General features: G+C 63.3%; 21 protein-coding genes. 15 read left to right on the forward strand and 6 right to left on the reverse strand.

Translation table 11 applies throughout. The features are described from left to right. Window positions 1-40 precede the first annotated feature (40 nt). From BM403_RS01350 to BM403_RS01365, 4 genes are all read right to left on the reverse strand, one after another. A complete protein-coding gene (locus BM403_RS01350) occupies window positions 41-862 on the reverse strand; it encodes a 5'-nucleotidase, lipoprotein e(P4) family (RefSeq protein ID WP_093541297.1) in 822 nt (273 codons plus the stop codon). Window positions 863-1,016: 154 nt separating this feature from the next. Beyond that, complete coding sequence (locus BM403_RS01355; protein ID WP_015884822.1) at window positions 1,017-2,348, reverse strand: OprD family porin; 1,332 nt, start codon at window positions 2,346-2,348, stop codon at window positions 1,017-1,019. Window positions 2,349-2,410: 62 nt separating this feature from the next. Beyond that, entirely contained in the window at window positions 2,411-3,961 is a 1,551-nt protein-coding gene (locus BM403_RS01360; protein WP_093541299.1) for an MFS transporter, read from the reverse strand. Between the two features lie 9 nt (window positions 3,962-3,970). Next, on the reverse strand, window positions 3,971-5,179 hold the full coding sequence (locus BM403_RS01365; RefSeq protein WP_015884820.1) for an aspartate transaminase: 1,209 nt from the start codon (window positions 5,177-5,179) through the stop codon (window positions 3,971-3,973). A gap of 634 nt (window positions 5,180-5,813) precedes the next feature. On the opposite strand from BM403_RS01365, the gene nac reads away from it, so the two are divergent. From nac to BM403_RS01430, 12 genes are all read left to right on the forward strand, one after another. Beyond that, on the forward strand, window positions 5,814-6,719 hold the full coding sequence (gene nac / locus BM403_RS01375; RefSeq protein ID WP_015884819.1) for a nitrogen assimilation transcriptional regulator NAC: 906 nt from the start codon (window positions 5,814-5,816) through the stop codon (window positions 6,717-6,719). A gap of 114 nt (window positions 6,720-6,833) precedes the next feature. Further along, window positions 6,834-7,247, forward strand: coding sequence for an acetyl-CoA carboxylase biotin carboxyl carrier protein (locus BM403_RS01380; protein WP_046036519.1), 414 nt, complete (start codon window positions 6,834-6,836; stop codon window positions 7,245-7,247). Between the two features lie 33 nt (window positions 7,248-7,280). Then, window positions 7,281-8,633 carry an acetyl-CoA carboxylase biotin carboxylase subunit gene (gene accC / locus BM403_RS01385; protein WP_093541301.1) on the forward strand — a complete coding sequence of 451 codons (1,353 nt, stop codon included), beginning with the start codon at window positions 7,281-7,283 and terminating at the stop codon, window positions 8,631-8,633. Further along, complete coding sequence (gene pxpB, locus BM403_RS01390; RefSeq protein ID WP_015884816.1) at window positions 8,630-9,286, forward strand: 5-oxoprolinase subunit PxpB; 657 nt, start codon at window positions 8,630-8,632, stop codon at window positions 9,284-9,286. Before accC ends, pxpB begins: the two co-directional genes overlap by 4 nt. After that, window positions 9,283-10,257 (forward strand): 5-oxoprolinase subunit C family protein, encoded by a 975-nt coding sequence (locus tag BM403_RS01395; protein ID WP_015884815.1) that lies wholly within the window; start codon window positions 9,283-9,285, stop codon window positions 10,255-10,257. The genes pxpB and BM403_RS01395 overlap by 4 nt, the downstream gene beginning before the upstream one ends. Further along, on the forward strand, window positions 10,254-10,646 hold the full coding sequence (locus tag BM403_RS01400; protein ID WP_093541303.1) for a biotin/lipoyl-containing protein: 393 nt from the start codon (window positions 10,254-10,256) through the stop codon (window positions 10,644-10,646). Before BM403_RS01395 ends, BM403_RS01400 begins: the two co-directional genes overlap by 4 nt. Further along, complete coding sequence (locus tag BM403_RS01405; protein ID WP_093541305.1) at window positions 10,643-11,416, forward strand: LamB/YcsF family protein; 774 nt, start codon at window positions 10,643-10,645, stop codon at window positions 11,414-11,416. The genes BM403_RS01400 and BM403_RS01405 overlap by 4 nt, the downstream gene beginning before the upstream one ends. Window positions 11,417-11,510: 94 nt before the next feature. Next, on the forward strand, window positions 11,511-12,263 hold the full coding sequence (locus BM403_RS01410) for an SDR family oxidoreductase (RefSeq protein ID WP_015884812.1): 753 nt from the start codon (window positions 11,511-11,513) through the stop codon (window positions 12,261-12,263). Between the two features lie 110 nt (window positions 12,264-12,373). Beyond that, window positions 12,374-13,075 carry an amino acid ABC transporter permease gene (locus BM403_RS01415; RefSeq protein WP_015884811.1) on the forward strand — a complete coding sequence of 234 codons (702 nt, stop codon included), beginning with the start codon at window positions 12,374-12,376 and terminating at the stop codon, window positions 13,073-13,075. Between the two features lie 6 nt (window positions 13,076-13,081). Continuing rightward, the gene (locus BM403_RS01420; protein ID WP_093541307.1) at window positions 13,082-13,825 is read left to right on the forward strand and encodes an amino acid ABC transporter permease; all 744 of its coding nucleotides are present in this window, start codon (window positions 13,082-13,084) and stop codon (window positions 13,823-13,825) included. Between the two features lie 23 nt (window positions 13,826-13,848). Next, entirely contained in the window at window positions 13,849-14,577 is a 729-nt protein-coding gene (locus BM403_RS01425) for an amino acid ABC transporter ATP-binding protein (RefSeq protein WP_173390410.1), read from the forward strand. Window positions 14,578-14,636: 59 nt separating this feature from the next. After that, window positions 14,637-15,470 carry an ABC transporter substrate-binding protein gene (locus tag BM403_RS01430; RefSeq protein ID WP_015884808.1) on the forward strand — a complete coding sequence of 278 codons (834 nt, stop codon included), beginning with the start codon at window positions 14,637-14,639 and terminating at the stop codon, window positions 15,468-15,470. 105 nt (window positions 15,471-15,575) lie between these two features. Here BM403_RS01430 and BM403_RS01435 read toward each other — a convergent pair whose 3' ends face one another. Both BM403_RS01435 and BM403_RS01440 read right to left on the reverse strand, forming a co-directional pair. After that, window positions 15,576-15,818, reverse strand: coding sequence for a hypothetical protein (locus tag BM403_RS01435; protein WP_015884807.1), 243 nt, complete (start codon window positions 15,816-15,818; stop codon window positions 15,576-15,578). An 88-nt stretch (window positions 15,819-15,906) separates the two neighbouring features. Next, the gene (locus tag BM403_RS01440) at window positions 15,907-16,983 is read right to left on the reverse strand and encodes an aldo/keto reductase (RefSeq protein WP_015884806.1); all 1,077 of its coding nucleotides are present in this window, start codon (window positions 16,981-16,983) and stop codon (window positions 15,907-15,909) included. 131 nt (window positions 16,984-17,114) lie between these two features. Between BM403_RS01440 and BM403_RS01445 the strand changes: the two genes are divergently transcribed. From BM403_RS01445 to BM403_RS01460, 3 genes are all read left to right on the forward strand, one after another. Then, window positions 17,115-17,792 (forward strand): ABC transporter ATP-binding protein, encoded by a 678-nt coding sequence (locus BM403_RS01445; protein ID WP_093541309.1) that lies wholly within the window; start codon window positions 17,115-17,117, stop codon window positions 17,790-17,792. Then, window positions 17,789-18,580, forward strand: a complete 792-nt coding sequence (fetB, locus tag BM403_RS01450) for an ABC transporter permease (protein ID WP_015884804.1) — start codon at window positions 17,789-17,791, stop codon at window positions 18,578-18,580. The genes BM403_RS01445 and fetB overlap by 4 nt, the downstream gene beginning before the upstream one ends. Before the next feature lie 286 nt (window positions 18,581-18,866). Then, window positions 18,867-19,799 carry a pyridoxamine 5'-phosphate oxidase family protein gene (locus BM403_RS01460; protein ID WP_093541313.1) on the forward strand — a complete coding sequence of 311 codons (933 nt, stop codon included), beginning with the start codon at window positions 18,867-18,869 and terminating at the stop codon, window positions 19,797-19,799. The last annotated feature ends 80 nt before the right edge of the window (window positions 19,800-19,879 follow it).

The raw sequence follows: 19,879 nt of genomic DNA on the forward strand, positions 1-19,879 counted from the left end.
AAGTGCTGACGAGTGCGCTTTCAGTTATATGTTTTGCGATTTACTGCAGGTCCAGTGCGCGCTGCTTGAGTTGGCGCTTTTGCTCGAACGGCAACTTCTCATCATCCCCATAGGGCGCGCTGTACCAGTTGCCATAGGTCGGGTTGGGCAGCAGGAACCAGCGTTGCCCCAACCAGTTCACGTAGGGCTCGACGGCCTTGCGTTGCGCCGCGAGGCTGTTGTGCTCGGCCTGTACGAAGTCGCCGAGGGAATCGCCGGCCATCAACAACACACGGGCATGGGTGGCGACCCACTGGCGGCGGCAGTTCTTGCCGTAGCCGGCGCTTTCACAGTGGCCGGTGGGTGTGCTGGCGGCGAGTATTTGTTCATTGCTCTCAATCGGGAAACCGCGCAGCCGCAGGTTTTTCACGGTGGCCGCGACCTGGCTGTGTTCACGATTGGTCAGGTAGTAAACCTTGATGCCTTTTTGCTGCGCCGCTTGCAGGAACGCCACGGAACCGGGAAGCGCCTGGGCCTTGGCCTGATCGACCCAGGTGTTCCAGCGGTCATAGGAATACACTTGGTTATTGACCACGTCGCGGGCGTTGAGCGGTACGTTGTCCAGCAGGGTTTCGTCGATATCCACCACCAGCGCCGGCGGTAGCCCGTTCAGGTTGCGCGGGGGAAAGGGCAGGGCGTCCCAGGTGGGATCGGCCAGGGCCACGTCCAGTTGGCGGGTCGCGTTGGCGAACAGTTGGCGGTATATCAGCTCGTGCTCGATGGAGGTCTGGGTCCAGAGCACGGCGTCGAGTTGGTCGTTGGCCGGCGGGGTGTGTTGACAGCCCGCCAGCAGGCACAGGCTGGCGAAGAGCAGGTTACGCATGGTGAGGTCTCGTAGGGAAGGACGCATGAGCGGCACCTTAGCCTAATCCGGCGTTGATTCACCACGCTGTGAGATGTTTCCAGCCTGCGCCCACATTCGACCTGCATGGGAGGCGAGTGATGTGCTCTGCGTAAGCACACCACCTTGCTTCGCCTTACAAAATACTCAACGGATAGCTGACGATTACCCGGTGCTCATCGCTGTCACGCTGAGTCGTCACTTCGGTGCGCAATGAGGCATGGCGCAAGGCGATGCTCAGGTTCTTCAGCGGCCCTTGCTGGATCACGTAGCTCACCGTCAGGTTGCGTTCCCACTCGCTTTTATCACCGGTGGGGGTACGGATGTTCGAGCCGCTTTCGTACATGCCCATAAAGCTCAGGCCCGGTACGCCGACCGTGGCGAAGTCATAGCCGTAACGCACCTGCCAGGTGGTTTCCCCGGCGCGCTGGAATTTGCCGATCATCGATTCGGTCATGAAATACGCAGTGGAGCCATCACCCTGGTTCAACCACACCGCATCGCTGTCGCCGCTGACTTGTTGCAGGCCGGCGGCAATCGTGTGGCCGTTGACCAGGTAAGTGAACTGGGCACTGCTCAGGCGGCTGTCGACCTTGCCTTTGGTCACGCCGTCGCCGTAGTAGCCGAAGGTGTAGAACGCCGGGTCGTTGCCGTTGGCGCCATCGGAGCGGTTGTCGAAGTGGCGCAGGTCAGTGCGCAGGGTGCCCGGGCCGATCTGCCAGTCGTACTTGAGGCCCAGGAAGTTCTGTTTGTAGAAGTCCTGCAGGTTGCCGTAGTAGTACTGCAAGGTCAGGTCTTTGGTGGGTTTGTAGTCGACGCCGCCGTAGTAGAACTTGTTGACGAACTCACCGGTGCGCGCGTTGTTGGCGCCGGGGATCGACATGCCCATCTGGTCGCTCGAACCACGGCCCTTCACGTGTTCCAGTTGGCCGAGGGTGAAGGTGAAGTGGTCCAGGTCCTTGGACTGCACCTGCCCGCCATTGAAAGTCTGTTGCAGCATGCGGTCGGTGGACATCACCACCGGCAGCATCGGCACCAGGGTGCCGTATTTGAGCTCGGTCTTGGCAAAACGCGCCTTGGCGGTCAGGCCCAGGCTGCCGAACTCGTCCACTGCGCGGCCATCGCTGTCGGTGGGGAATACGTTGCCGTTAAACGCGGTGCTTTGTGGGTTGTAGTGGCGACCCTTGCCGGAGTCCAGGCGCACACCGAACATGCCGATGGCGTCGACGCCGAAGCCCACCGTGCCCTGGGTGTAGCCCGACTCGAAGTTGGCGATAAAGCCCTGGCCCCATTCCTGGGTGTAGTTGGGGTCGGCCGCGCCGCTGCGGTTATCGGCGTTACTGAAGAAGTTGCGGGCCAGCACGTTGAGTTTGCTGTCTTCCACCAGGCCGGCGGCGTAGCCCTGCTGAGCGATCATCAGACCGCAAAGGCCGGCGATTACTTTAGGTGCGCGATTGAAAAGCTCCATCGGTGTCATCCCCATAAGTGTTTGGTTTTTTTGAGGGCAGTCAAAAGCGGCAGTGAAATTTTCTATTTGTTTTCAGGAGCAGGTTTTTCAGGAGCAACGGTGGCGGGCCCGACATGCAGTCGCACCGGCGGCAAGCGGTACAGGATGAACAGGGCGAGTACGCCGATCCCGGCGCACAGCAACAGGCCGACGCCCACCGACTGGGCCAGCGCATCGCGGGCCAGGTTCAGCCAGGGCGAGGCGTCAAGGGATGAGTGCAACAGCGCTTGCGGGTCGGCATACAAGGCAATCCCCTCGGCGTGGTCCGCCGCGAGAAACACGCGCTGCACGTTGGCGCTGTACAGCAGGTTGACCAGCACCCCCATGCCCGCCGTGCCCAGCAGCCCGCCGACCAACCGCAGGGACTGGGTGAGTGCGGTGGCAATCCCCAGGAACTGCCGTTCGGCCAACGTCTGGGTGAATACCGTGAGGTTGAGCAGGATAAAGCCCAGCCCCACGCCGGCCAGCAGGATCAAGCCGAGCAACAGGTTGAACGAGGCCCCGCGCCCGACCACTGCCAGCCCCAGGCACGCCAGCAACAGCGCGACAAACCCCGCCAGCGGCAAGCGGTTGGGGTTGCGCAAGCGGGTGACGATCCGGCTGTTGACGATGGCCCCCAGGGTGATGCTCAACGCCAACGGTGTGATCAACAGGCCGGCGTCCTGGGGCGAGTAGCCATAGGCGCCTTGCAGCAACAGCGGCAAGTAGAACAACAGCGAAAACATGATTGCACCGGCGGCCACCGACAGGATGAACAGCACACGCAGGCTCGGCACGCTGAACAGTGCCGCAGGCAACAGGGCATGGGGGCAGCGCCGTTCCCAGTGCCACAACGCGATGATCGCGGCGATGCAGCCCAGGCCCAACGCGGTGCTCAGCGCCAGGCTCGAATGCCCCAGCCATTCCACAAACAATTGCAGGCTGCCCAGGGCCAGGGCGATCAACAGCGCGCCGGGCCAGTCCAGGCGAATACCGCTGCGCTGTTGCGGGCGGTACCAGGGCAGAAAGCGCCAGGCGATCAGCAGCGCCAGGCAGCCCAGCGGCAGGTTGAGGTAAAACACTGAACGCCAGCCGAAGGCTCCGGTCAGGTAACCACCCAGGCCCGGACCGATGGCATTGACCACGCTGAACAGCGCACTCAGCAGCATCTGCCAGCGCAGACGTTGGCGGGTATCGGGAAACAATTCGGGGATACAGGCGAACGCGGTGCCGATCAGCATGCCGCCGCCTACCCCTTGCAGGGCGCGGCCAATCACCAACACCAGCATGTCGTTGGCCACGGCGCAGGCCAGGGACGCCAGGGTGAAAATCAGCGTGGCGGCGAGCACGAACGGCTTGCGCCCGTAGTAATCACCCAACCGACCAAAAATCGGGATAGTGACGATGGACGCCAACAGATAACCGGTGGCCACCCACGCATAGAGTTCAAAACCATCAAGCTCGGCGACGATGCTCGGCAAGGCATTGCCGATCACGGTCTGGTCCAGTGCCGAAAGCATCAGCACCAGGGAGATGCCGAGCATGGCCAGCAAGGCTTGCTGGAAACTCAGGGGAGGGTGGGCTGCCACGGTCATCGTCGCTCCTCAGCGCAACGCGGCGACGGCGGCAGCAATACGCGCGCAGCCCTGGTCGAGGGTGGTGATCGCAGTCGCGATCGACATGCGGAAAAACGGCGCCAGCCCATACGCCGTGCCCGCCACCACCGCCACGCCCTGGCTTTCCAGCAGGTACATCACCACCTCGCCATCGCTGTCCAGGACCTTGCCCTCGGGCGTGGTTTTACCCAGCAGGCCACCGCAGTTCACATACAGGTAGAACGCGCCATCCGGCTTGCGGCAGCTCAGGCCGGGAATCGCATTGAGCAACTCCAGGCAGCGGTCGCGGCGTTGCTGGTAGACCTGCACGCTTTGCTTGACGAAGGACTGGTCACCGTTGAGCGCTTCCACCGCCGCCGCCTGGCTGATTGAGCAGGCATTGCTGGTGGACTGCGATTGCAGGGTGGCCATGGCGCCGATCAGGTCGGCGGGGCCAGCGGCGTAACCGATGCGCCAGCCGGTCATGGCGTAGGTCTTGGACACACCGTTGACCACCAGGCTGCGTTCGCTCAAGGCCGGTTCGATGGCCAGGATGTGCGGGTTGTCCAGGCCGTCGAAACGGATGTGCTCGTAGATGTCATCGGTCATCAGCAACACATGGGGACAGTCCAGCAGCACATCGGCCAGGGCACGCAATTCGCTGCGGCTGTAGCTGGCGCCGGTGGGGTTGCTCGGCGAATTGAGCAGCAGCCAGCGGGTGCGGGGGGTGATGGCGCCGCGCAGTTGTTCCGGGGTCAGTTTGAAACCGTTGTGTTCGGGGCAGGCGAGGGTGACGGGCTCGCCTTCGCATGCCAGCACCATGTCCGGGTACGACACCCAGTACGGTGCTGGGATCAACACCTCATCGCCCGTGCCGAGGGTGGCGGCGAAGGCATTGAAGATCGCGCTCTTGGCGCCGCTGGTCACCAGTATTTGCTGGGGGGTGTAGGTCAGGGCGTTTTCGCGGGCCAGCTTGTCGACGATGGCCTGGCGCAGTTCCGGGGTGCCGGCGTTCTGGGTGTAGCGGGTTTCACCGCGCTCGATGGCGGCGCTGGCGGCCTGGCGAATGTGGGGGGGCGTATCGAAGTCCGGTTCGCCTACCACCAGGTTGATGATGGACTGGCCTTGGCGTCGCAGCTCGTTGGCGCGGTCGGACGCGGCGCTGCTGGGCGATGGTTTGATGCGTTGCACACGGGCGGCGATGCGGGAGGCAGTCACGGGCGTTCCTCGTTGATGGCGTTGACAGGGGCCACAGTACGAGGGGTGGGGGAGCGGGTCATAAGATGAGTTTGTTCTGGTTTGATAGGAAGTGCTTATGGCTGGGCGCGCACTGAATGGGTGCGTCCAGCCCTGGGTGCGCCGCGTGGGTGCCTGGGAGGGGGATTTTGGGGGAGTCATAGCGAAGGCTTATGGCTGGTTGTGGGGAGTGGCCTGGGTTTTGCAAAACATCGCAGGTCTCTGTGTGAGCTGGCTTGTCTGCGAAGGCGGGGCTGTGGGGCGGTCGGGCGGTGTGCATATCCGTTGCTGCGGTAACGGCGGCTTAGGGTTCCGCTCTTACAGCGGGTCACTTTTGGAAGAGCGCCAAAAGTAACCAAAAACGCTTCGCCCCACCACTCGGTGCCTCGCCTAGGCTCGGCATGCCCTCACTCCGGCTTGAATCCGTGGGCCGCCGTCATGGGCCATCCGTGGCCCAGGACGGCTAACCCGGCGTCCTGCCGGGTTACCCACGGATTCAAGCCTGCGTTCGGCCAGCGTGGTTGACGGGGCGCTTGAGATCAAGATCAAAAGCAGAGCAAAAGCAGAGCAGAAACAAGCAAAAAACGTCCACCTCCAGCACAAGGGCATCGCCATTTTGAACCTGCGTCGATTGAAGTATTTCGTGAAACTGGTCGACATCGGCAGCATGACCCAGGCTGCCGATGTGCTGCACGTGGCGCAACCGGCGTTGAGTCAGCAGTTGGCGACGCTGGAAGCGGAGTTGCAGCAACAGTTGTTGATTCGCACCAAGCGTGGCGTCACGCCGACGGAGGCGGGCAAGGTGCTCTATGGCCATGCGCAGATCATTCTGCGCCAGTGCGAACAGGCGCAGAGCGATATCAACGCCACCGGCCAGGCGTTGTCCGGGCAGGTGTCGGTGGGGCTTGCGCCGGGAACTGCCGCTTCGGCGCTGTCGTTGCCGTTGCTGCGCACGGTGCGCGAGCGGCATCCCGGCATCCTGCTGTATCTCAATGAGAACTTCGGCACCACCTTGAGTGAGCTGATCATGAACGGCCGCATGGACATGGCGGTGCTCTACGGTGGTCGCGAGGTGCATGGCTTGAGTTTTGTCTCGCTGTTGCGCGAGCCGCTGTACCTGGTGAGTGCCGACCCGGCCATTGCTACCCGTGAAGACATCCCGCTGGCCGAACTGGCGGACATGGACATGCTGCTGCCGCGTCCCTACAACGTCATGCGCCGGCTGGTGGATGAAGCCTTTCTGCGTATCGGCCTCAGTGCGCGGGTGGTGGCCGAGATCGAGTCGTCTACCACCCTCACCGCCGCCGTGGCCGATCATTTCGGTTCGACCATCCTGCCGGAGTCGTCGGCGCGGGTGATGGTGGCCGCGACGTCGGTGCATATGTGCCGCATCGTCGAGCCCCAGGTGGAGGCGCCGCTGGCGCTGTGCCTGTCGGGGCATTTGCCGTTGTCGGTGCCGGCCCAGGCGGTCAAGGCGATCTTGCTGGAACTGGTGGCGCAGATGCGTGGCAGTCTGATTTGAAGGGTCATAAGGTCGGCTTATCACCCCAAAGCCAAAGCGTCTTGGCCGCTTTTCGAGGGGCTCGGTAGATTGGGCCCATCCACTCAAGACACGCTCGACAGGCAGGGGCCATACATGGATTCAGCACGTATCAAGGGGTTGATGGAATTGCTGGCCGAGTCCGATTTGCTGGAACTGAGCCTCACCGAAGGCGACAGCACGTTGCGGCTGTTCAAACAGCCCGGTGAGGTGGCCGTCAGCGTCGTGCCGACGGCGGTTGCAGCGCCGGCAGCGACACCGACACAGCCAACGGCGGCCGTGGACATCAAGGCCAGCCTCTACGGCGTGCTGCACCTGACGCCGGCCGTCGGTGAAGCGCCGTTTGTAGCGCTAGGGCAAGTCATCGAAGCCGGCCAGACCGTGGCGGTGATTGAGGCAATGAAGATGTTCCATCCGGTCAAGGCCAAGGCTGCCGGCAAAGTCCTCGAGATCCTGGCCCAGGGCGGGGTTGAAGTCGAAGCCGGCCAGGCCTTGTTCCGCCTGGGTTGACCCTCTCGCGTATTCGTAATTCAGGTGAATTCAATGTTCGACAAAGTGCTGATCGCCAACCGTGGCGAAATCGCCCTGCGCATTCAGCGTGCCTGTCATGGCCTGGGCATCAAGACCGTGGCGGTGCACTCCGAAGCGGACCGCCAGGCGCAGTATGTGCAAAACGCCGATCAATCGCTGTGCATCGGCCCAGCCGCGCCCGGCCTGAGCTACCTGAACCAGACGGCGTTGCTGTTTGCCGCCAAGGTCAGCGGCGCCCAGGCCATCCACCCCGGTTATGGGTTCCTGTCGGAAAACGCCGGGTTTGCCGAGCGTATCGAAGCGGCGGGCCTGACCTTTATCGGCCCGAGCGCCGCGTGCATTCGCACCATGGGTGACAAGGTGGCGGCCAAACGGGCGATGCGCGAAGCCGGTGTGCCCTGCGTGCCGGGGCCGGACTCGACAATGCCGACCGACGACGCCAGCATCCTCGCGATTGCCGCTGAAATCGGCTACCCGGTGATCGTCAAGGCGGCCGGCGGTGGCGGTGGTCGCGGCATGCGCGTGGTGCAGGCCGAGGCCGACTTGCTGGCCGCCATCGGCCTCACCCGTGAAGAAGCGCGACTGGCCTTCGGCAACCCTGAACTCTATATCGAGAAATTCCTCGGCCACCCCCGGCACGTGGAAATCCAGGTGCTGTGTGATGCCCATGGCCACGCGATCTGGCTGGGTTGCCGCGACTGTTCGCTGCAACGTCGCCACCAGAAGGTGTTGGAAGAAGCGCCGGCACCGGGCATTGATCCGGCGTTGATCGCCAAGGTTGGCGAACGCTGCGCCGAGGCTTGCCGCCGGATCGGCTATCGAGGCGTAGGCACCTTCGAGTTTCTGTACGAGGACGGCGAGTTCTTTTTTATCGAAATGAATACGCGCCTGCAGGTGGAGCACCCGGTCACCGAGATGACCACCGGCATCGATATCGTGCAACAGCAACTGCGCATGGCGCGCGGAGAAGTGTTGAGCGTGCGCCAGGAAGACGTACAACTGAACGGCCACTCCCTGGAGTGCCGCATCAACGCCGAAGACCCGATCACCTTTATGCCCACGCCTGGCCTGATCCAGCGCTGGGAAGTGCCCGGCGGCTTTGGCGTGCGGGTCGACTCACATGTCACCACCGGCTATCGCGTGCCGCCGTATTACGACTCGATGGTGGCCAAGGTCATCACCCATGGCGCCACGCGTGAAGAAGCCATGGCGCGCATGCGCCTGGCCCTGAGCGAGATGCGCGTGGAGGGCATCAGCACCAACATCGCGCTGCACCGCGACATTCTCGACGACCCGGCGTTCTGCGCTGGCGGCGTCGACATTCATCACTTGGAGCGCTGGTTGCAGCAAAGGAGTTCCACATGAGCACTGCCCCTGTCATCAGCCTGCTGGGCTCCAGCGCGTTGCTTTTCGAGGCCCCGGGCGAACTCGACTTGGCGCCGCAGCAGCGTATCTGGCGCCTGGCCCTGCAAGCCGGCGGATGGCCCGAGATCCACGAAGCCGTGCCCGGCATGAACAACTTGATGCTCACCTTCCTCACGCCGCCGCGTGAACTCAACGGGTTGTACCAACGCCTGCTGGAGGCCTGGGAACAGAGCCAGCCATTGCCCCTGGAAGGGCGCATCGTCGAGTTGCCGGTGGTGTATGGCGGCGAGTTCGGCCCGCACATGGCGGACGTGATTGCCCACACCGGGCTGGATATCGAGACCATCGCCAACCTGCATTGTGAACCGCTGTACCCGGTGTATGCCCTGGGCAGCCACCCCGGTTACTGCTACCTCGGCGGCATGGACCCACGCCTGGCCACGCCACGGCGGCAGGTGCCGGTGCTGAATATCGGCGCAGGCTCGGTGTCCATCGGGGGTGTGCAGACCGGGGTGTCCGCCTCGGCCGGCCCCAGCGGCTGGAACACCATCGGCCGCACCGAGATGGCGTTTTTCGACCCGGCCCAAACCCCGCCGGCCATCTTGCGGCCGGGGGATTTCCTGCGCTTGCGCATCGAGAGGATCATTCGATGATCGAGATTCTATCGGCCACCGCCCTGGCCACCGTGCAGGACTTCGGCCGCTTCGGCAGCCTGGGTTACGGCGTGGGCACGTCGGGCGCCATGGACCACTTGGCCCTGGCCTTGGGCAACCTGTTGCTGGGCAACCCCGAAGACGCTGCCGCGATTGAAATACCACTGTTTCCGTTTGAAGTACGCCTGCTGCAGGACTGCGCGTTCGCCGTGACCGGCGCCGCTTGCGACACCACGTTGGACGGCCAGCCGCTGCCACCGAACTGGGTGTACCAAGGCCGCGAAGGCCAGGTGCTGAGCCTGGGCTACCCCACCTCCGGCAGCCGCGCTTACTTATGCCTGGCAGGCGGTGTGGATGTGCCGGCCGTGCTCGGTTCACGCAGTACCCAGTTGCGCGGTGAGTTTGGCGGCCTGGACGGCCGTGCGCTGCAACAAGGTGATCGGCTGGGAGCGATGCGCCCAGGGATCAGCCCGTTGGCGCTGGATTTTGGCGTGTTGGCACCGAGCCTGGCCTTGCCGCTGCAGGTCGATGGGGTGCCCGCGATGCGCGTGTTGCCTGCTGCCGAGTACGAGCGTTTTCAGCCTGCGTCTCGCGCCGCGTTCTGGGCAGGTGAGTGGAAGGTCACGACCCAGAGCAATCGCTACGGCTATCGGCTGGAAGGCGAGCCGCTGCTGCCTGTCGCCCCGATGGAAATTCGCTCCCATGGCATCGTGCCGGGCGTGATCCAGGTGCCCCACGGTGGCCAACCGATTATCCAGATGCGCGATGCCCAGCCGAGTGGCGGCTACCCCAAGTTCGGCAGTGTGATCGAGGCCGACCTGTGGCGCCTGGGCCAGGCGCCCATTGGCAGCAAGGTGCGCTTTATCGAGTGCAGCTATCTGGAAGCCGTCGAAGCCCTGGACACCAACCGCCGTTACCTGCGCGAAGTCAGCCGCCTGGTGGCTCTGCACCGTGAAGGAGTAAACGCATGACCCTTTCGGACATTCGCCAACTGGCGCTGTGGCTCAAGGAACACCACTTGGCCGGCGTCGAGATGAGCCGCCCCGGTGTGCACTTGACGCTCAAGCGCGGTATCCCGGCCGTCACTGTGGCTGCGCCTGCGGCCGTCGCGGTTGAGGACAACATGCTGCGCACCACGGGCCTGGGCCGCTTGCTGCTGACCCATCCCGAACTCAGCGAGCCGTTCGTCGCGGTGGGCGATCAGCTCAGCGCCGGCCAGTTGGTCGCACTGCTGCAAGTCGGGGAGTTGCTGTTGCCATTGCGCAGCCCCCAGGCCGCACGCGTGGTCGATGTACGTGTGCCCTGCGGCACCCACGTCGGTTATGGCGAAGCGTTCCTCGGTATGGAGAACCCAGTATGAAGATCGATTTGAACGCCGACCTGGGCGAGGGCTTCGGCCCGTGGCGCATGGGCGAGGACGACGCATTGATGCGCCTGATTTCATCGGCCAACGTCGCCTGCGGTTTCCACGCCGGCGACCCGCTGATCATGCACAACACGGTGCACCTGGCCAAAGCCGGTGGCATCGACCTGGGCGCCCACGTGGGCTTCCCGGACTTGATGGGCTTTGGCCGTCGGCAGATGAACATCGAGGTCAAGGAGCTTGCCACGTACGTGATCTACCAGCTCGGCGCGCTCGCCGGGATGGCCGCAGTGAACGGCCATCGCATGACCCACATGAGCTTCCACGGTGCCCTGGGCAATATGGTCGCGGCCGATGCCGCGCTGGCCGAGCCGCTGGTGCGGGCGGTGGCGGCCTTTGACCCGACGCTGATCATCAGCTCTTCCAGCAGCCGAGCCATCGAGGGCGCGGCCGAGAAGTGCGGTCTGCGCGTCGCGACCACCTTTCTCGCCGACCGCGCCTATGACGATGACTGCCTGCTGGTGCCGCGCAAGGTCGAGGGCTCAGTGATCAAGGAACCGACGGCCGTGCTGCGTCGGGTGCGCCAGTTGCTGGAGGAGGGCACGGTGACAGCCCTCAGCGGCAAGGTGCTGCGGGTGCCGGCCCATTCAATCCTGCTGCACGGCGACACCCCCGGCGCGGTCGAACTGGCACGCACCCTGCGCGAGGAAATCGAGCGCATGGGCGGGTGCATTACACCGATTTCCCAGCTGTTGGCGGCGTCATAAGCAGGCCTTATTGCCACACAACCATTGCGTCTTGGTCCAGCGTCCGAACGCTGGATAGAGTCGAACCATAACCCGTCGCACAAGGACCACCCCCATGCCATTTTCCGACTACCAAACCGCGCTGGTCACCGGGGCTTCCTCAGGTATCGGCGCTGCCGTTGTCGAGCGCCTATGCCAGGAAGGCGTGCAGGTGCATGCCCTGGCTCGCAGCGCCGACAAGTTGCAGGAACTGGCGGCCAGGACCGGCTGCATCGCCCACGCCATCGACGTGACCGACCTCGCCGGGCTGACCACGCTGTTCGCCGAACACCGCTTCGACATCCTGGTGAACAACGCTGGTGTCGACAAACCTGGCTCCTTGCTCAAGGCCGACGCCGCGGGCATCGACCTGCTGATCGACGTCAACCTGCGCGCCGTGCTGCACCTGGCACGCCTGGCATTGCCGGGGATGGTCGAGCGCGATTGCGGGCACATCATCAACATCAGTTCGATTGCGGCGGCCTACAACTTTGGCGGCAACTCGACGTATCACGCGACCAAGGCAGCGGTGAGCATGCTCTCGCGCCAATTGCGTATCGACGCGTTCGGCAAGCGCGTGCGCGTCACCGAGATCTGCCCGGGCCGGGTCGCTACCGACATCTTTGCGCATGTGCACGGCGACTCCGAAGAGACCTACAAACGCTTTGTCGAGGGCTTTGAATTGCCCCAGGCGCAAGACATCGCCAACGCGATCGCCTTTGCGATTGCTGCGCCGATTGCAGTGAACATCGGACATATGGAAATCACCCCGACCCTGCAAGTGCCGGGCGGGCTCTCCACCGCACGGCCCCAGGACTATCAGGGCTGAACACCCGCTACTTTCAAAAGAACGGACCGATCCGTCATCGCTGCACCCCCGCCACGGCCATGCCGGGTGATTTGATTCCTGCCCTAGCCCAATGCCGATAGGGATTGACCATGAAGCAAGACTTCGATTTGGCCGCGATTCTGCAAGGCGAATATGCCGAGCTGATCGTCAAGGGCATCGAAATGACCTTGCAGCTGGCGTTGTTCGCCTGGCTGCTGGCAATGGTGCTGGCGTTGACACTGGTCACGGTACGCCTGACCGGCAATAAGCTGGCCGACCGCCTGGTGGCGGGGTACGTGTCATACCACCGTAATGTGCCGACTCTGGTGCAACTGATGCTGTGGTACTTCGGCGTGCCGACGCTGCTCAGCGAATCCGCGCAACTGTGGCTTGCCAACCACAACACCGAATACCTGTTCTCGGTGATCGCCCTGGGCCTGTGCCAGGCCGCGTATTTCTGTGAAGACATCCGCAGTGGCCTGCGCGCCATTCCCGCCGGGCAGACCGAAGCGTCCAGGGCCCTGGGCCTGGGTTACGTACGTTCGATGCGCTACGTGATTCTGCCGCAAGGTGTGCGCAACTGCCTGCCTTCGCTGATCAACCACACGGTGCTGCTGTTCAAGAACACCAGCCTGGCGATGGCCATCGGGGTCGTGGAACTGACCTACGCCAGCCGCGAAGTGGAGAACTACACGTTCCGCACCTTCGAGTCGTACCTGGTCGCCACGGTGTTCTACCTGGTGTTTTCACTGCTGCTGATGGGCGCCGGGGCATTGCTCGCCCGGCACTTCAGCAAAGCCCTGGCGAGGTAGACGACGATGTTCGATATGTTTTCGATCGTGCAACGGAACTGGACGCTGTTCCTTATCGGCCAATACCCCCACGGCCCGCTGGGGGGGCTGGCGAGTACCCTGATCCTGGCGGCGTTGGCGTTGCTGCTGGCGTTCCCGTTCGGGCTGCTCCTGGCCTTGGCGCGGGTATCGCCGTGGAAGGGCCTGTACCTGCTTGCCACGGTGTGGGTCTACGTGCTGCGCGGTATTCCGTTGCTGATGGTGATCTTCTGGACTTACTTCCTGGTGCCGTTGCTGATCGGCCATAACATCACCGGCTTCATGACCATGCTTTGCACCCTGGTGATCTACCAGAGCGCCTACCTGTGCGAAATCATTCGCGGCGGCATCCAGGCATTGCCGGCCGGGCAATACGAAGCGTCCCGCGCCCTGGGCCTGGGCTACGTGCGTACCACCGTGTGGGTGATCCTGCCCCAGGCGTTGTACAACGCGCTGCCGAGCCTGATCAGCCAGTTCATCTCGATCATCAAGGAAACCTCCCTGGGCTACGTGATCAACGTGCAGGAAGTGACCTTTGCCGCCAACCAGGTCAACAACCAGCTGCTGACCAAGCCGTTCCAGGTGTTTTTCATCCTGGCGATCATCTACTACCTGCTGTGTTTCGGCCTGACCCGCCTGGCCGGTTGGGTGGAGCAGCGCATTGCGCGCAAGCGCCTGGGCGACGGCGGGCAAACCGTGCCGGGCGATCCGTTGCCGGCCACCGATAATTGAAGAGGGCTGCGCTCATGCATCCAATGATCATGTTTTCGAAAATCAATAAATGGTATGGCGAGTACCAGGCGCTCACCGACATCACCGCCGAGGTGCAACCCGGCGAGGTGGTGGTGCTGTGCGGCCCCTCGGGCTCAGGCAAGTCGACCTTGATCCGCACGGTCAACCGCCTGGAAGACATCCAGGCCGGCCAGATCCTGTTCGATGGCCAGGACGTGCACGGCACCGACGCCCAGGTCAACCGGCTGCGCAGCCGCGTAGGGTTTGTGTTCCAGAGCTTCAACCTGTTCCCGCACCTGTCCGTGCTGGAAAACATCACCCTGGCACCGAACAAGCTGCGCAACCTCAAGGGCGCGGCGGCCAAGCAGAAGGCCATGGAACTGCTCGACCGCGTGGGCCTGGCCCACAAGGCCGGTGCCTACCCGGCGCAGTTGTCCGGCGGCCAACAACAACGCGTGGCGATTGCCCGGGCATTGGCGATGGAGCCGCCGGTGATGCTGTTCGACGAGCCCACCAGTGCCCTCGACCCGGAAATGGTCGGTGAAGTGCTGAACGTGATGAAGGGCCTGGCCAAGGACGGCATGACCATGATGTGCGTGACCCACGAGATGAACTTTGCTCGCGAAGTGGCTGACACCATCTGGTTCATGGACGCGGGGCAGATTCTGGAAAAGAGCAGCCCCGAGGCCTTCTTCGCCCAGCCTTCGCACCCGCGAGCGCAACGTTTTATCGCCGACCTGCGGGCCCATTGAGCTGCGGCGGCTTTGCTCCCCCTGCCATTTTTGCTGGTCCAACTTACTGGAGATTTCCCATGGGTATGAAGCATCTGTTTACTGCGCTGGCGTTGGGTCCACTGGCGGTTGCCATCGCGCAGGCCGACCAATTGAGCGACATCATGGCCAAGCAATCCCTGAGCTGCGGAGTGTACGCCGACGTGCCGCCATTCTCCGCGCCAGACCCAAAGACCCGCGAGCTGGTGGGCATGGACGTCGACCTGTGCAAGGCCCTGGCCAAGACCATGGGCGTGGCCCTGGAACTCAAGCCGCTGTCGGTTGAAGCGCGCATTCCCGAAGTGAAAATGGGCCGCGTCGATGTGATCTTCGCCAACCTGGCGTACACCAAGACCCGTGCCGAGCAAATCCAGTTCAGCGACCCGTACTACATCGCCAAGGAAACCCTGGTGGTGCGCGCGGCGAATGCCGACCAGCCGAAAAGCTTCTTCAAGGACAAGCGCATCAGCTCCACCAAGGGCTCGACGTCCGAGCAATCGATCCGCCTCGCCGGCGCTACCCCGGTGACCTTCCAGGACACCGGCTCGGCCTACATGGCCCTGCAACAGAACAAAGTAGTGGGCCTGGTCACCAACACCATGACCGCCCTCAAACTGGTCAACCAGGCCAAGGCCGGCGGCGTTGAACTGGCGTTGGCCAAAGAGCCGATGGCCCTGGAACCGATTGGTGCGGGCATGCGTCGCGACGAACCGGCGTTTCTGGCCAAAGTGAATGAGTCGTTGATGGCGATGGAGAAGGCCGGGGAGATTGACGCGATCTGGGACCGCTGGATCGGCCCGAACACCGAGTACAAGATGGTGCGCGAGGACAAGGTGCAGAGCTTGAGTGCGTTGAAGTTCGAACCGTTACCGTAAGCGGGGTGAGCGTGCGGGCGTTTGCCTGCACGCTGTTGGTTCAGTCTGGCGTTTGCTGATACGTGTCATACCCCAGCTGACCATTGCCCACGCCCTGTGCCCACTTCATAGCTGCGCGTCCGGCTGGCGATCAATCCAATGGGTCTTGATGCCCTTGGCCCACGCCACGGTGTAGAAGCAGCTCAGCAACACGATGCCCCATTGCTCGGCATTGATCGACGACCAGAACCAGAACGGCTGGCCGGCCATGCCGAACAGGCAGGCGTAGCGGCGCACCTTCAGGCGTTTGCTCTGGCTGAACCAGATGGCGACGACGCCGAGAGCGGCGATCATGATTTGGGCGATCAAGGGCAGGCTCCTTTGTTGTGGCTGTACTCGGACCCAATGGGGGAGGGAGCAAGCCCCCTCCCGCAGGTTGAGTGGCGGTGTTCAGGGCTTATTTGTCCTTGCGCGCATCCAGGGTCTTCTGGTGCTCGGCCAAAAACGGCTGTTCCGCGGGATCAAAACGATCAATCCCGGCGGTAAAGCGATGCCAGTACGGGTACAACGGCTGGCGCCGCGTCACGGCTTCGATACGCGAAGACTGTTCCTCGGTCAGCTTCAGTTCAGTCGCGGCGAGGTTATCGTGCAAGTGCGCTTCGGTGCGGGCGCCGACGATCAGCGAGGTGATCCCCGGCCGGTCCTTGAGCCACGCCAGGCACGTGCGCGCGACCGAGACGCCATGCTCATCACCGACGGCGGCGAGGGTTTCGATGATGTCCAGCGCGCGCTCCTGGTCATGCACGTAGGGTTCCGGCCAGCCGCTGCCCTGGCGGGTGTTGGCCGGCGCGGGGTGCCCGCGTCGAGTGGAGCCGGTCAGCAGCCCTTCGCCCATCGGTCCCCACACCAGCGTGCCCACTGATTGGTCCAGTGCCAGGGGCAGTAATTCGTATTCGGCCTCGCGGGATTCCGGGGTGTAATAGATCTGCTGGGTGATGGGTTTGAGCATGCCGTGCAGCTCAGCCTTACCCAGGGTTTTCATCATTTGCCAGGCGGTGAAATTACTGGTGCCGAAGTAGCGGATCTTGCCCGAGCCCACCAGCAGCCGCAGCGCTTCGAGGGTTTCCTCGATGGGCGTCATGCCGTCCCAATTGTGCAGTTGGTAGAGATCGATATGGTCGGTGCCCAGGCGTTTCAAACTGGCTTCGCAGGCGCGAATCAGGTGGTAGCGCGATGAGCCGGAATTGTTCGGGTTGTTGTCCACGGGGCTGCGGCCCTTGGTGGCCAGCAGGATATCGTTACGCTTGGCGCCCAAGGCGTTGCCGACCACTTCTTCGGCCAGGCCGTGGGAGTAGAGGTCGGCGGTGTCGACCATGTTCACACCCGCGTCGAACGCGATATCGAACATGCGCTTGGCCTGGGGCACGTCCACCGCGCCGCACTGCTCAAATTCGGCGCGACCGCCAAAAGGCACGGTGCCCAGGATGATTTCGGACACCAGCAGGCCGGAATGGCCCAGTTGTCGGTATTGCATGTCGCCTCCTACTTAACGTTGCACGTGAAGGTGTGAACGACGTGGGGTGCGATAGTTTGAATTTTTTCATGAAAACTTCGTGCGCCTGCCTCACCATTACGCCCAACAGGATTTAACAGGAACCCGCGTCCATGAGCGCACTGATCGAAACCCGCGCCCTCACGCGCCTGGACGAGCGCCGCCAGGTGCCTTTGCTCCAGCCCACCGATTTCACCCTGCACGCCGGCGACCGCGTGTCGATCACGGGTGCGTCCGGCTCCGGCAAAAGTGTGTTCCTGCGCGCGCTGGCGCTGTTGGATGCGCCCACGTCCGGGCAGATCCTGTGGAACAACCAGCCGATCGGCAACGCGCAGATTCCCCACTACCGCAGCCATATCAGCTACCTGTCCCAACGCCCGGCGCTGCTCGAGGGCTCGGTGCAAGACAACCTGTGCTTTCCCTTCAGCCTTAAGACCTTGCGCACGCGCCGCTTCGATCTGGCGGCCGTCACCACGCTGCTCGGGCATGCCGGCAAGGCGCCGGATTTTTTGGCCAAGCGCGCCGCCGACCTGTCGGGCGGCGAGTCCCAGGTGGTGTCGTTGATCCGCACCCTGCAACTCAACCCCGAAGTGCTGTTGCTGGACGAGCCCACCGCCGCCCTCGACCCCACCTCATCCCGTGAGGTGGAAGCGCTGATCGATGCCTGGTTTGCCGCTGATCGATCCCGTGCCTGTATCTGGGTCTCCCACGACCTGGACCAGGCCCGGCGCATGAGCGACATCCACTGGCAAATGGATGCGGGTGTATTGAGCGGAGCGACCCAGACATGAATTATCAGAACCTTACCGCGCTGGACATGGGCATCGCCGCGTCGCTGATCCTCATCAACGGCGCACTCTCGCTGCTGCTACGCCTGGGTCTGGGCCGCCAGTTGCTGTGGGCGGCGGTGCGCACCGTGGTGCAACTGTTGGCCATCGGTTATCTACTGGGCTGGGTGTTCGAGTTCGCCTACTGGTACGTGGTGCTGCCGTTGATGTGTGCGATGACCCTGATCGCCGGCCTCTCGGCTGCAGGCCGTGGGCGGCGCACTTACCGGGGGCAGCGCGCCGACAGCGTGCTGTCGGTATGGGGCAGTTCGTGGCTGGTCACCGCTGTGGGGTTGTTTGCGGTGATCCGTATCCACCCGTGGTACGAGCCGCAATACGCGATCCCTATCCTCGGCATGATCCTTGGCAACACGCTGACCGGCGTCTCCCTGGGCATCGAACGCATGACCCAGGAGCTGACCTCGGGGCGCAACACCATCGAGATGATCCTGGCCCTCGGCGGCTCACGTTGGGAAGCGGCGCAGGAAGCCATCCGCCAGGCGGTGCGCGCGGGGATGATTCCGACGCTGAACCAGATGACCGTGGTGGGCATCGTCAGCCTGCCGGGCATGATGACCGGGCAAGTGCTGGCCGGGGAGAGCCCGGTGGATGCGGTGCGGTATCAGATCGTGATCATGTTTCTGATCGCCGCCTCATCGGCGCTGGGCACGGTGGGTGCGGTGTTGCTCACCTACCGGCGACTGTTTTCCAGCAGCCATCGATTCTTGCGGGACAGGCTTGAGGAGCGCTGAAGCGCACCACAGCTCCCCCAGGGTGGCCATTGTGCGGTCAGGGCGCTTGTTGTGGCGAGGGAGCTTGCTCCCGCTGGGCTGCGTAGCAGCCCCAATCAGGTCTCCGCGTTTTTTCAGACAATTCGCGTTGGCGGGTTTGGGGGCCGCTTCGCCGCCCAGCGCGAGCAAGCTCGCTCGCCACAGGAAGCTAGCGTATCTGGCAGTTACGTCGTGTTTTGCTAGGCTACGAACTGCCGCCACGGCTGGCAGGGCGCAACATCGGTCTATCCCACATGAGGTACTCGCCATGAACCCGATCGAACAAACGCCCTGGCATGCCGGTGAGCGTCACCTGCAAGAGACTGTTGGCGTGGCCGACCGCATGGCCGTGGTCGGGCCCAAAGTGATTCGCGATCACCTGCCTGGGCAGCATCGGGATTTTTACCCCTTGTTGCCGTACCTGATGTTGGGCGTGGTGGATGAACGCGGCATTCCCTGGGCGACCATGATTGAAGGCGCCCCAGGCTTTGCCCACTCGCCGGACCCACAGACCTTGCAGATCGACAGTCTGCCGTCGGCCGGTGACCCAGCCCGCAGCGCACTGCGAGACGGCGCATCCGTCGGCCTGCTGGGCATCGACCTCAACACTCGCCGCCGCAACCGTATGAACGGACGGATCGGCGCGCTCGATCACGAGGGCTTTTCGATTGATGTGGTGCAGAGCTTCGGCAACTGCCCCAAGTACATCCAGCTGCGGCCCGTCGACGCCGTCGCCCGCAAACCCGGCACGCTCGTCGAGCGTTCCGACAGCCTGGACGACGCCGCTCAAACGACAATCCGCAACGCCGACACCTTCTTCGTCGCCAGCTACGTCGAGGTCGACGGCCAACGCTCGGTGGACGTTTCTCATCGGGGTGGCAACACGGGTTTTGTGCGGGTTGAAGGCAACCTGCTGACCATTCCCGACTTCGCCGGCAACCTGTTCTTCAACACCCTGGGCAACCTGCAGGTGAACCCGGTGGCGGGGTTGCTGTTCATCGATTTTGAATCGGGGGACGTGCTGCACGTGGCCGGGCGCACCGCGTTGATCCTGGACGGCCCGCAAGTGGCCCTGTTCGCCGGCGCCCAGCGCTTGTGGACGGTGAGCGTGGAACACGTGGTGCGGCGCCCGGCGGCGCTGGCGTTGCGGTGGCAGTTCGCGGAGTTTTCGCCGTTCAGTCTGGCGATGGGGCAGTGGTAGCCTGGCTCGGACCGTAGGAGGCGGTAAATGTGAAAGCAGTCACTGATATCTGGCGCATCACCACCTCCCTGTCACAAATG

It is taken from the genome of Pseudomonas sp. OV546 (assembly GCF_900116845.1).
GTDB classification, from domain to species: Bacteria; Pseudomonadota; Gammaproteobacteria; order Pseudomonadales; family Pseudomonadaceae; genus Aquipseudomonas; species Aquipseudomonas petroselini.